This is a genomic window from Sporanaerobium hydrogeniformans, assembly GCF_002735925.1.
Taxonomy (GTDB): Bacteria; Bacillota; Clostridia; order Lachnospirales; family Cellulosilyticaceae; genus Sporanaerobium; species Sporanaerobium hydrogeniformans.
This window is the reverse complement of the sequence record NZ_PEDL01000002.1, coordinates 31,411-44,120: the sequence shown is the minus strand read 5'-3', so window position 1 is coordinate 44,120 and position 12,710 is coordinate 31,411. Positions and strand designations below refer to the sequence as shown.

The 12,710-nt window shown below is 34.7% G+C and carries 10 protein-coding genes; all 10 read right to left on the bottom strand.

Annotated elements, in window-relative coordinates:
- Positions 1-7: 7 nt before the first annotated feature.
- The 10 genes from CS063_RS03155 to CS063_RS03105 all read right to left on the bottom strand — a co-directional run bounded on the left by CS063_RS03155 (position 8) and on the right by CS063_RS03105 (position 12,566).
- The gene (locus CS063_RS03155) at positions 8-772 is read right to left on the bottom strand and encodes a helix-turn-helix domain-containing protein (protein ID WP_099448239.1); all 765 of its coding nucleotides are present in this window, start codon (positions 770-772) and stop codon (positions 8-10) included.
- A 317-nt stretch (positions 773-1,089) separates the two neighbouring features.
- Positions 1,090-1,635, bottom strand: a complete 546-nt coding sequence (locus CS063_RS17805; protein WP_308415413.1) for a peptidoglycan recognition protein family protein — start codon at positions 1,633-1,635, stop codon at positions 1,090-1,092.
- A gap of 99 nt (positions 1,636-1,734) precedes the next feature.
- Complete coding sequence (locus CS063_RS18195) at positions 1,735-1,863, bottom strand: P27 family phage terminase small subunit (RefSeq protein WP_308415412.1); 129 nt, start codon at positions 1,861-1,863, stop codon at positions 1,735-1,737.
- 86 nt (positions 1,864-1,949) lie between these two features.
- Entirely contained in the window at positions 1,950-2,414 is a 465-nt protein-coding gene (gene arr / locus CS063_RS03140; RefSeq protein WP_099448238.1) for an NAD(+)--rifampin ADP-ribosyltransferase, read from the bottom strand.
- Positions 2,415-2,767: 353 nt separating this feature from the next.
- Positions 2,768-3,289: a methyltransferase family protein gene (locus CS063_RS03130; RefSeq protein ID WP_099448236.1), complete on the bottom strand. Its 522-nt coding sequence runs from the start codon at positions 3,287-3,289 to the stop codon at positions 2,768-2,770.
- Between the two features lie 26 nt (positions 3,290-3,315).
- Complete coding sequence (locus tag CS063_RS03125) at positions 3,316-3,504, bottom strand: HNH endonuclease (protein ID WP_099448235.1); 189 nt, start codon at positions 3,502-3,504, stop codon at positions 3,316-3,318.
- Between the two features lie 543 nt (positions 3,505-4,047).
- Positions 4,048-4,830, bottom strand: coding sequence for a Cof-type HAD-IIB family hydrolase (locus tag CS063_RS03120; RefSeq protein WP_099448234.1), 783 nt, complete (start codon positions 4,828-4,830; stop codon positions 4,048-4,050).
- Positions 4,831-4,852: 22 nt separating this feature from the next.
- On the bottom strand, positions 4,853-8,593 hold the full coding sequence (gene addA / locus CS063_RS03115; RefSeq protein ID WP_099448233.1) for a helicase-exonuclease AddAB subunit AddA: 3,741 nt from the start codon (positions 8,591-8,593) through the stop codon (positions 4,853-4,855).
- Positions 8,580-11,996, bottom strand: coding sequence for a PD-(D/E)XK nuclease family protein (locus CS063_RS03110; protein WP_180270656.1), 3,417 nt, complete (start codon positions 11,994-11,996; stop codon positions 8,580-8,582). The genes addA and CS063_RS03110 overlap by 14 nt, the downstream gene beginning before the upstream one ends.
- Before the next feature lie 156 nt (positions 11,997-12,152).
- On the bottom strand, positions 12,153-12,566 hold the full coding sequence (locus CS063_RS03105) for a hypothetical protein (protein WP_099448231.1): 414 nt from the start codon (positions 12,564-12,566) through the stop codon (positions 12,153-12,155).
- Between the last annotated feature and the right edge of the window lie 144 nt (positions 12,567-12,710).

The following is a 12,710-nucleotide window of genomic DNA, read 5'->3' as shown; positions in this document are numbered from 1 at the left end:
TGTACTATTATTCGTATTTCTTCCCAACAATATAAATCGGCAGGAACATACTAAATACAGAACCGAGCGTAAGAAATAACTGAAATTTTCCCCATAGCATTGGAGAAATATAAGAAATTCCTAAATATACCAAAGGGAATAAAATAAAAATAAACATAATTGATGTATGTGTGGCTTTAAGTATGTGTTTCCAGTTGCTATTGTTAAATCTAATTCCAGGAATATTCATTCTAAAAAATCCATCATAATAAAAGTTTATTTTATTTTCATCGTAGTAAACAGGCAAAGTTTCTTTTGTAAAAAATGTGAAGTAAAATCCAAAAATTAGCATAAGCAATTCCACAGTAAATAAATTCTCAAAAAGAGAAACTAGTGTATACCCCAATGAAATCATTAGAGTCATTTCTAAAATAATAAATAAAATGCAAAATGAAAAAAGAAATTTTCTATTTCGTTTAGCTTTGTTTTGTTCCTCTTTTTCTTCTTTAGACAAAACAACTGTTCTATTCATTAAAGATTCTACCTCCATCACTGTAAGTTGTGTATTTGGCTCAATTCTTTTTCCACTTAGTAATTCTGTTATTGTGACATCGAATATTTTAGATAATGGTATAAGTAATGATATGTCCGGTAAACTTAATCCTCTTTCCCACTTGCTAACTGCTTTATCTGAAATATATAGTTTTTCTGCAAGTTGCTTTTGTGTCAATTTTTTTTCCTTTCTTAATTCACTTAAGAACTGTCCAAAATGTTCATTGTTTATTTTTTCCATCACTAAACACCTCCTACTATATAGTAAATTGACAGATATATAATAAACAACCAACTGTCAGTAGAACTAAGCTAAAAGCAAAGTAAACCAACGGTAGAGTATATAAATAATCGCCACTGAACAAATATCTATTTTAGCTATTAACGTAACTTCTTTATCTCCATACTATCATTTAATAGAATTTTCCTAAATCTCAAACATTAGCCAACTTAACAATCAAATTCCTCACCTTTCTCTTGCTATAAGTCCTCTGTTTCCATATCTTTGGTCAGGTAATAATTCCCTCTACAATTAACCTATCCACTATTTCGTCATAGTCATTTAGGTTGAATTGCTTTTGCCCTAACTTCATAATGAGGGAGGCAACGTTCCTTAAGAAAATGGCTTGTGAGGTCATAAGCCTTTTGTGTGGGCTTACCTGTATTGTCCATGTGGCATAGCTCAATACCTATAGAATAACCATTGACCTTACCTGCATGGTAGGCTACCTCCTTTTCAGGGATACATCTAATAATAGTCCCATCATTCCCTATAATATAATGGGATGAAGCGTAGATGTAGTTACCACCTGAATTTTTCTCTTTTGCCAATACTGCATTGGTTTCTAAAAGCATTTTATTGGTAATTAAATTCAATAAGTTGCCACGACAAGGTAGAGTTGCTGCTGATACTCGTCTACCGTCAGTTATATTTGCATCATTAGATAAGGCTCTTAAGGTGCTTTCATTAATTTTACAAGTAATTACGTCCCTTTTAATATCAAACTTATCTTTAATAAAAGGTGAGGATTCGATCAACTTCTTGGTTTCGTTATAGACAATCTTTGATATATTTATTTGTTGGGAATCTACCATCCAGTACATCTATTGCATACTGATAAGCTTTTGATTCTTTAAAACTATTATAATCTATTACCCACCATCTCCTTGAATGATTCTAAGTAGCGGGTCTTGCTTTTCTTTTTACACACTAATATTAATATTGGCAAGTTTAGCCCTTGACTGAGGGCTTAGGCTTAGCTCGTTGCAGAGCCTAAAGAACTCCTTCATGTAATTAGATTTCATTTTAAGATAAGGACTCGGATCTTTCATTTATAACTATGTTTAATGAATAAACAAACTACTCTATTGATTTGAAATGAAAACTTTACCTAGTAATAGATAAAATTGTAAGCTCATTAATCATCGATTGCCTCTATCCCAAGTTTTTCTAATTTAGTTAGATTCTCACGCATATTTCGAAGTAGCTCTTCAGAATGGCCTTCCCAATTCAAAATTTCGCCAATTACTCGTAATGGCTGCTTGGTGCGATAGGACCTAGTAGGATTTCCAGGAAACTTCTTATCTGTTAAATTAGGGTCATCCTCAATCTCACCTAGTGGTTCTACGCAGTAAATGCGACCTGGAACATCCCCCACTGCAAGTTCTGCTCCCCAAATGGCGGTATCCATGGTGGCTGTCAAATAGACATAATTAGCTTTCTTTTGTTTTCCGTAGTTAGATTTATAACCCGTTTGTACCAAATCACCTAATTGTAGATCCGCCTTTGTACCATGATAAAAAGGGCCTGCATCTAAAACATTATTGCTTTGTGAACTATTAAGTCTACCTAAATTTCCCTCATTTTTATTTTTCTTATCCATCAAATACCCCCTATATAGTTGTTAAGATTAATGATATTAACCTCCCTCCCTTGCGCTTCTCTCCATCTGTTGTAGTAACTAGAAATTCTTGTGGCAACTCTACCACTAAATTTTTCTCATTTAGCCCCTGTTCATTTATATGCACAAGTCCATGATTTGTATTTAGATTCATACTAAACTTTGTAGCTTCATTTAATTCCAAGAGCTCTAAATTTCCTATATGCTATATCCCCCTTTACCAATCCACCACTCTACTATCCCCTATCTGAAAGTTACACACCCTACAAAGTATTACAATATTACCTAAGCTAATAATCTCTTACTAATATGCTAGTAGATAAACTGAAATTTGTTTAAATATAGCGCCTAACTTTTTTTATGTATTTCTTATAGGCTGTTCCAAACTTTGTTATACACCATCTCTCCTCTGAAAGAATTATCCAATGTGTGGAAATTTGAAATATCACTACTATTACCAATAATACCAAAGATTGAGTTAATAGAGTCATTCCAATAAAACAGATGAAATAAGCCACATACATTGGATTACGAGAAAATTTGTAAATTCCATTGGTATTCAGCCCTGTATAATCAGGAAAAGAAAAATGTACCACTGTTATCGCACATAAGCATAAGCCCAAAACATAGCCTATTAAACCTGAGTAAAAATGCCATGAAAAATCAACTTTTATCGTTTGGAAAATCAGATATACAAATATTCCTATATTAGATATTTGATAAATATAATAAGCAGTTCTTTCGTTTCCCTGTACTGGGGCAAAATAAGCAGCACGTTGTATAGATTTTGGATTTAAGATGGATAGTAATCCAAACCTTATCAACAAGAATGGTATCAATAATAAAAAAGCTCTCACACTCTTTCACCTCTCTAAATTCATATTTACCAATCCATCTCACTACTATCACCAACCTGCAAATTACGCACCCTACAAAGAATAGCTATATTATTCTCATCTAACCTCAACTCAGGATAATCCTTAAATGACTTTATATGATGCCCTTGCACATTCTCAGTAGTGATTATCTTCCACTTACTCCAACACCTTTCACAATAAGGATGTTCTTTCACTTTTTTTCCTTAATTTCTGCCATGCATATGATGAGTAAAATTTACGTTTCTCGGGTGAAATAGTTCTGTTATATGAAGTGCTTATCCTGCAAGTACACGTTTTGTTATATTCTATTGTCTTCCCACATCTACTACAGATTTTTTTCATATGTATTCCTTGTTATTACTAAATAGTATAAATTATATTAATTTTTTAAACAACACTTCAAGCTATAAAAAATACTCCCAACCTTTCAGTCAGGAGTTTATTGAGGAGTCACAAATGCATTACATCAATGCTTTTCACATATATTACTATACAACTCTACTACATTAAACATAAATTTTACCCTTGTGGGAAGATTGGTAGATTTCACCCACTACTATCACCAATCTTCCACAAGGCTTTCTATACTTTTGTAAATGCTACTTGTAGTTCCACCATTAAATACCGTAACTGTTATCTTATTTATTTCTATCATTGTTCAGGGTGATTTTCTCTTAATTAAGGTGAGTCACCCATCTTTAAGGTACTAAGTTTTTTCTTTTAAAGCTATTCATAGGTTATAATAAGAATGTTTGAATCGCATCTAATACTCCATTTTCATCATGATGCTTAGCACCATAGCGTGCTATCTTTTTCACATCTTCATGGGCATTTTCCATGGCATAACTATAATATGCCTTTTGGAGCATTTCATAATCATTCAGGTAATCTCCAAAGACTGCTGTTTCTTCATAACTTATATGAAGTCTTTTTTGAATATCTTCAAGTGCTCTGCCTTTATTCACCTCTTTAGCCATCATATCTACCCAAAGTGTACCCGCTACTGCAATTTGCACCTTATCCTTATAAGCTGCCACAATCGGCCAGCTATTTTGTTCTGCTCCTTTAAAATCAAAGTAAGTTACCTTGAGAATATCTCCTTCTATAGCTAATAAATCTGGAACTACTTGATGCTGCACATAGTATTTTCCAACCTCTTTTATGAATGCATCTGGTCCCCTCTCGATATAAGCTCCTTGTTTCATACAAAGTACAACATGCACTTGGTCTAGACTTTGACCTAACTTAATAAGTTCTCTAGCTATTTTTTTATCTAGTGGATGACATGCCAATTCTTTTTTTCCTTCCATAACAAGGCTTCCATTTTCTGCAATAAAAAGCATATCTTTACTAAATAATCCAAATTGTCTTTTTAAAGTCGCATACTGCCTTCCACTTGCTACTACAAACTGAATGCCTCGCTCTTTAAGTGCCTTAAAAACATCATAAAAATCCTTTGGTAACTCTCCTTTAGCATTCAGTAAAGTACCATCCATATCTGTTGCAATCAGTTTAATCATGTTGTCTCCTCTACTTTTATTCTTATAAATGTATCCATTCACCTATACTATAAAGATACAACCATTTTTCTTTTACCGGAAGCTTAGTAATCCTACTAATGGCCTCTGCATAAAGGTCAAGCTGTACTCTATAGCGCTTTCTAAGCTTTTCAACTCCTTTTAACTGTTCTTCTTTATCGATATAATCCGTTTTATAATCTACGAGTACAATACCATCCTCTTCAATAAAAAAGGCATCTATAATACCTTGGAGTAAAATTTCCTCATCCTCTGGATATATCTCTTCTACTTGATTGGCTTTTAAAAGATAAACAAATTGCTTTTCTTTCCATAATTTCTTAGCCTTACCCATTCGTTTAACTAAGGGTGAGTTAGCAAACTGAACTAGTTTTTTCTCCTCAATAATTTCTTCTATTTCAGGAGCTAATCTATTTTGAGCAATAAGGCTATGAATTTGCTCATGAATTTCTTCTGGTGTTTGATAACATAAATAATCCCATTGTTCAAATAAACTATGAATAAGTGTTCCTCTTTGAGTAGGTTTTAAAGACATCTTCTCCTTAATAAAAGAAGGAACTCTTTTTTCCTCCTCTATCCTGTCAAGCTCTTTTACACCCTCTTTTACTTCTACTAAGCTTTCTTTTTTAAGATCTGATACAGATACTTTAGTAGGTAAAGTTACTGCCTGCTCATAGGTGTATTTAAAGTTAAGGCGCCTATAAATCTCTTCTTTATAACTCCCAAAAACAGCTGTTGTATCCCATTCTTCTAAAAAGGCTTTCTTCTCATGAGTTAATTCTCTTCTTTTTTCATCCTCTAGCTGAAGATCCGAAGTATGCCATAGGGTAAGTTCCCAGTGGGAGCGTCCTTCAAGAGTATATTTAGGAACTACACCTGCTTTTTCTGAAAGCTGCGGTAATTCTGGGTGAGCATACAGTGCCATGCCTAACCAATTTAAATAAGAGTTTGCTCGTTTAATCCCTAGAGGTAGTAGGCCCTTACTATTTCTTACACCATAGAGACTCCAGTTCCTAGTGCTCTTTTCCCAACTATTTACCACACCTGTTATAAAGAGTTTTTCTTTCGCTCGTGTTAAAGCAACATAAAGCACACGTATTTCCTCGGAAATATTTTCAGATAGAATTTGATTTTTTATAGCCATCTTAGGTAAAGTAGAATATTTAATATGTTCTTCTATATCTACATAATCTGGACCCAAACCTTGTTCACTGTGTAAAAGAATATTTTGCCGAATATCACTGTTATTAAACTTTTTATCTGTATGCGCCAAAAAAACGACACTAAATTCTAAACCTTTACTTTTGTGGATGCTCATAATACGTACAAGATTATCTTGATCTCCAATGAGTTTTGCTTCTTCTAATCCTTCTGAGCTTTCCATTAGCTTATCTAAATAAGCAATAAACATAGAAAGCTTACCATTACTACTTTTCTCATAATCCTCTGCATATTTTTTAAAAAGACGTAAGTTAGCCTTTTTTTTCGCCCCTGTTGGAAGCATACTTACATAACGATAGTAACCTGTCTCTACGTAAAGTATCCCTAGTAATTCCTCCAAGCTTGCTTCTGGACTGATCTGCCTCCAGCGTTCTAGGTTCGACATAAAATTTTGCACCTTTTCACTAGCTACCTTCAAACGCCTAGCCTCTTCCATAGCTTCATAAAAGCAACCTTCTTCTAAACTCTTTCTTAAAACTACCAATTCATCTAGACTCAGTCCTACTATAGGTGAACGTAACACAGTTAAAAGCGGAATATCCTGAAGTGGATTATCGATGATTTTAAGCACTGCAAGCATAGTCTGTATCTCTAATGTCTCGAAAAAACTGGTTCCTAGCTCCGCATAGGCTCCAATCCCCTTTTGGATAAGAGCGTTCTCAAACAGCTCTGCTTTCCCTTTGGTGGCTCTTAACAAAATAACTATGTCTCTAGGCTCCACAGGGCGATAGATGCCTTGGTCCTTATCATAGACATGGGTTGGGTTTCCCTCTCCCTTTAATAACTTATCAATAAGTTGTGCTACCAAAATAGCTTCTTTCTCTAATCTTTTTAGTTCTCCTATTTCACTTTCTTCGTCTTCTTTCTCATCTTCTTTTTCTTCTAAAAGATGTAATTCAATGGCACCTGCTAATGCCGCCTCTCCTAACTTTTCTGGCTCTCCAGCATGATAGAAATTTCCTACTTTTAGTCTAGCAAATTCATCATATTCTAATTCTCCAACTGTTGGACTCATAAGCTGTTCAAAAAGTTCATTTGCCCCCTCTAAAATATTTTCTCTACTTCTAAAGTTTTGAGAGAGGTCAATACAAATTTCTTGACTATCTTGTACTTTATCTTCTTTATATTTATCCCACTTCTCATACTTTTCAGAGAAAATTAAAGGGTTTGCTAAACGAAATCGATAAATACTTTGTTTCATATCGCCTACCATAAAACGTGTGGGACCTTCCTCCTTGTTTCCCTCCGCTATAGCCTTCAAAATGGTTTCTTGTACAGTGTTACTATCTTGGTATTCATCAATATACACTTCTTCATAAAAGGTACTAAGCTCCTTTGCAGCATCTGTATAAGCTACTTCTATAAGTTGTCCCTTTTCATCTACCTTTGGTGTTATCAACACTTGCATACAGTAGTGCTCTAAGTCATTGTAATCTACTATACTGGCTTCTTGTTTTGCCTCTTGGTAACGTTCTTCAAAGGTGAAAATTAAATCAGCTAAAGTTCTCATCAGCTTTCCTATTATAGGAATATGAGAAAGAAGCTTTTCATCTCTTAGAAAAATAGTATCTCCCTTTAGGCCCTTCACTACCTCTTTAACTAACTCACGATAATTCTTGACCCTCTCTTTAAGTCCAGCATCACATTCTTGTTTCTTACTAGGCAACCTACCAAATTGAGTAGACTCAATAGCTAAAATAACTTCCTTTAAACTACTTTGGTCATTTAACCTACATAAGAAACTTCCATCTGCTTCAATTGTCTCTTTATAGAGCAAAGGTCCATTGTTTTTCTCACATAGTTCAAGTGCTTCCTTTAAAATGACTTGTAAATCTAGGACCTGTGAAAGAAGATCCCTTCTCATCGTTTCTCCCCATGGACTTTTCTCTATGGCTTCATAATCACCTTGAAAATAGGCTATCTTTTCTTGTAACCACATTTTAGGAAAAGGAGTGCTTTTTGAAAAGGTATGCACCTCCAAAATAAGATTGACTAAGGGACCAAGTCCCTGTACATTGCCATATACTTCAGCTAGTTCTAAAAAATCTTTCTCTCCTTCTGTTAATCTTTCCTCCAAAAGCTGTTCAAGAATTTCTAATTTCATCAATGTAAGCTCTGCTTGATTTCCCACCTTTATATTAGGATCAATCCCTAATATATGAAAATAGCCTTTAATCACCTTAAGACAAAAGGAGTGAATAGTTGAAATAGAAGCCATCGGTAAAAGAGAAAGCTGCTTTTCAAGATAAGCAACTTGCTCTTCTTCTCCTCTTTCTTGTAATAAAGTAATTTGCTCTGTTAGCTTATTGGCAATACGCTCTTTCATTTCATTTGCTGCTGCACTGGTAAACGTTACAATAAGAAAACGTTCAATTGGGATAGGCTGTTCTTTTTCACTTCCTATAATACGTTGTACAACACGCTCAGTAAGAACAGCTGTTTTACCTGAGCCTGCTGCTGCTGAAACTAAAACATCTACACCTCTTTGATGAATAGCTGCTTCTTGAGCTTTAGTCCATGCCATGCTCACTCACCTCCCTTAATTTACATACTATTTGCCAGATTTCTTCCTTATCTAGTTTGGGGAGCTGTTCATAGTTATTATCCGGTTCCCCCTCACTAAACTGACAAATCGTCCTATACTTACAGTAGTCACAGGGTTGTTTATCTCCTAATCTGTAAGGCTTTGCACTTACCTTACCCTCTAATATTTGGCGTCCTAATTCAGCAATGGTTGCCACAATATGCTGTTCTAATGCATTAAACTGTTCTAAACTAGCAACTGAAGAGCCCTTTTTTAGACTACCATCTTTATTCAAACTAACCGGAATCGTTTCACCACTTTTGGTACGGTCTAAAGCCTCAATAACCTCTTCCTCTTCAAGTGCTAATCCAGAAAGCTTAAATTGCTTAAACTGTGTAGTTTCTAGCTCTTCCTTTGTCATCCCTGCCTTATACTCTACATAGGGATTATTAATATGGAAATAAAAAATACCACCTGGTTTATAATCGGGATTAAGCTTCAAATAGGCATCCAAATAGAGAAGTAACTGGAGCTGCAGACCATAATATACTTCTACTAAGTTAAAGCTTTTATAACCTGTTTTATAATCTAAAATCTTAATATACGCTTCTTTTTCATCTTTATAGTAAACGTCTACCCGATCAATTTGCCCAGTAAGTAGTAAACGTCTTGTTTCATCAATAGCAATCTCTATAGGTGGTAAACTGGCTCCTTCTGCAAAATTAATTTCATAATCTTGAGGTATAAATTCGCCTTTAAGAAGCTGCTGAGTAAGTGCATAGATTGCTCTTTTTGTCATCTTCTCTACCTTTGAAGCTGTATATTTAAATCGTCCTTCTTCTCTTTGAGAATGCATAACTGCTTCAAGTGCCACCTCTGTCGCTCTTTTAATGCCATAATCCATCTGTTCCTTTGTAGCCTTAGTCCATGTGGTTTGTAAGAGGTCTAATTCCTTAGGGTATTGCTCAAGTGCTCGGTGAAAAAGTGTACCTATTTTAGCATGATCCCATTTAAAAATTTTACGCTCTTCTGCTTGAATACCATAACGCATAAAGTAGCAGCAGGCACAGCTTCTAAAGCTTTCTAACCTTGTAATGCTGGTTCTTAACTCATCTTTATAAAGAAGCTTAGTCGTTTCTTCCTCTAGATAGTGTTGCTGATTCGTATAGAACAAATACTGAATAAGTCCCCTAAGCTTCTCTTCCCATTCAGGTTGCTCCTTGTACCAGCTTACAATATCCTTCCAATCTTCTTCTTCATTTCGCCCCTCTAAAAAGTCTCGAAGCTTACCTCCTACATAACCAAAGGTAGGTAAGGGACGTGTCACTTCTTGAAGTATATCACTTGTTCTTACCTCCTCTTCCTTTTTAAATAACTTTTTAAGACGATAATACACACTAGATGGCCTTAAAAGCTTACCATTATCATCAGCTAAAGGACTACTTACAAACAGCTTATGTGTTGCCCGAGTGAGAACTGTATAAACTGCAAATTGCCCAGCATAAAGTGAACTACTCACCAACGACTCATAAAGCCGTTCTTTCTCACTACTTTTCCCCTCACAAAGTTGACCAAACACAAGCTTATCCATATTACTAAAAAGAGTGAGTCCTTCATCTACTTGAGGAATAATACCCTCTGTTGTACCCACTATAAACATAGCCTTAACACTAGGTAAACGCGTACGATCTAATGTTCCTATAAGTACTTGATCCTTTGCCGGTGGAATGACCCCCATCTTCATATATGAAAAGCTCGTGCTTAATATTTTTTTATAAAGTGTAAGACTTGTTACTTGTTCACCTAGTAATTCTACTAACCTTTCAAAAACTTCTATAATCTGTCCCCATATTTGAGTGTTTTCTAGTTCTAGTAGTCTATTACCTTGTTCTTTATACGCTTCAATACGCATTTGTAACTGAGTATAAGCACCGATATCTTCTAAAAAGTAATAAAGTGCCGTTGTAATTACCTCAACGGTAAGTGTCTTTCCTTTTTCACCCTTTAGCCTCTCCTCAAAGGCATCAATAGGCTTTAAAATCTGTAAGCGTGTCTCATTAATTGCCTCTTGACTAGAGTCCCCTTCTTCGGCAAAACACCAGGTCTCATGCCATTTTTTCTTTCCTTTAATGCCATATGCCAATATATAATTCTCTAGCCTATCAATTGCTTCTCGTTTAATACCAAGCATACCTGTACGTAAAAAAGCCATCATACTTTTATAAGAATAAGATGTGGTAAGTAGCTCCAATAAACCTTCAATCACTGCAACAAGGCTATTGGTATGCACATTGCGCTTCCTATCTAGGAAATAGGGAATCTCATATTCTTTAAAAACATTTTGTAGATGAGAAGTATAGCCTCCTAAATCACCTATAATAAGTGCAATTTCTCGGTAACGATATCCCTCATCCCTTACCAATTGCAAAATGCGCTTAGCTGTTTCTTCAATTTCTTGATTTTTATTAGCATAAAGAGTGAGATTTAAATGAGGACTCTCTGCTAGATAAGGAGAACTGTAATTTTTAAAATAATATTTTTCAAGATATTGAAATTCTGGTGCCTTTCTCTTTTCTTCTAAGGCTTCTACATATTGCGTCGTATAGTCTCTATTTTCAGTTTTGCAAAAGGCAACTAAACGTTGATAGGTTCGAATACTTTCATAAAAAGGATGGGTTTCTTTGATTTTCTGTTCTAAACTATAGATACCATCACTAGGTAAAGTAATAATTACTTTTTGGCAAACTCCTATAAGTTTTTGTAAAATCATAAGCTGTGGTCCTGTGAAGCCATAAAAGCTGTCTACCCATAAGGTTGCCTCTTTTAGCTTTTTACTCTTTTCTAAGTTTTTAGCAAGGAGTGTCATATGCCTTTCAACGGTTAAATACTGTCCTTGTATATAAGCTTCAAAAGCTTCATAAATGCGTTTAATATCTTTGAGTTTACTTTGGAGTAGATGTGAAGATGCGGTTTCTTTCTCAAATTCATCCAATGTTTCTTTAGAAATGCCAGATTGCTCAAAAACGGTAATTAAATGATTCAGTTCTTCTATAAAACCTACGTTTTGACTTGCTCTCCTAAAAAACAAAAGGTCTTTTTTATGCTCCTCTACAATTTTCTTTAAGATCATGACACGTTCTAAATCTTCAATAATAGGAACTTGCATTTGCCCTACTTCTTTAAAAACTTCTCTTGCTAGTGTATTAAAGCTTGCTACCTCTATCCGTAGAAGTCCAGGATAAAACCGATGACACAAGTGATCTTGTGTCTGTAAAGTAAACTGTTCTGGTACCAATAAAATTAAAGGTGTATAAACTTCTTTCTTTAACTCTTCTTCTATTTGCAGGTAGCATGTCGTGGTTTTTCCACTAGAAGCTCGTCCTAAAATAAACGTCACTGACATATGCTTCTCCTCTCTTTCACACCGTTCTTTCATACTTTTATTTTAACACATTCTCTTTGCTTTATTATACCCCTCTTTATAGAACGCAAAAAGCAAATGCTCTTAGCCGTCTTTAGGCAATAAGTAGACATTTGCTCCATTCTTTTTATTTTTCAATTATATAGATAGATAAGTATTTTTTAAATGCTTAATTTCTGAAGGACTTACATAAGGATAAACACTCTCTGCACCATCTAACATAATGAGTGCTTCATCTAAATAAGGAATACTACGTGCAGGTTCATGTGTCACTTCAAAGCTAAGCCTTGCCAAATTCTCAAAAAATCTTACCTTCTCTACAATGTATTCTTCGTAAGCTCCATGAATCCCCTTATCAAAGCGAAAGATATTTTCTTCATATATTTTGCGCATCACTGCATAAGCTTCTTCTTTCTTTCCCAGCTTCTGCAATACTTGCGCCATATACAATCTGGAATTCCAATGTAAAGGTTCTTTGTCTACATACTGTGGTAATACTTCCCCTCCTTGGATTAAGTAATCTTTTAATTCAAGTATTTCTTCTTTGTTCATATAGGCTTCCTCCCTTGAATAAATTTATCTCTTTCTCTTTATTTTACCTTCTATAAATTATGTAGAAATTCCTATTATTGTTACATATTGCCAATCGTTCTGTCAAGCTTTTTCTTTTATCTTATTATAGCGTATTTATTACCT

Coding starts and splice junctions, on each gene's coding strand:
- CS063_RS03155 (WP_099448239.1), bottom strand. CDS start 772: ATGGAAAAAATAAACAATGAACATTTTGGACAGTTCTTAAGTGAATTA.
- CS063_RS17805 (WP_308415413.1), bottom strand. CDS start 1,635: ATGTACTGGATGGTAGATTCCCAACAAATAAATATATCAAAGATTGTC.
- CS063_RS18195 (WP_308415412.1), bottom strand. CDS start 1,863: ATGAAAGATCCGAGTCCTTATCTTAAAATGAAATCTAATTACATGAAG.
- arr (WP_099448238.1), bottom strand. CDS start 2,414: ATGGATAAGAAAAATAAAAATGAGGGAAATTTAGGTAGACTTAATAGT.
- CS063_RS03120 (WP_099448234.1), bottom strand. CDS start 4,830: ATGATTAAACTGATTGCAACAGATATGGATGGTACTTTACTGAATGCT.
- addA (WP_099448233.1), bottom strand. CDS start 8,593: ATGGCATGGACTAAAGCTCAAGAAGCAGCTATTCATCAAAGAGGTGTA.
- CS063_RS03110 (WP_180270656.1), bottom strand. CDS start 11,996: ATGTCAGTGACGTTTATTTTAGGACGAGCTTCTAGTGGAAAAACCACG.
- CS063_RS03105 (WP_099448231.1), bottom strand. CDS start 12,566: ATGAACAAAGAAGAAATACTTGAATTAAAAGATTACTTAATCCAAGGA.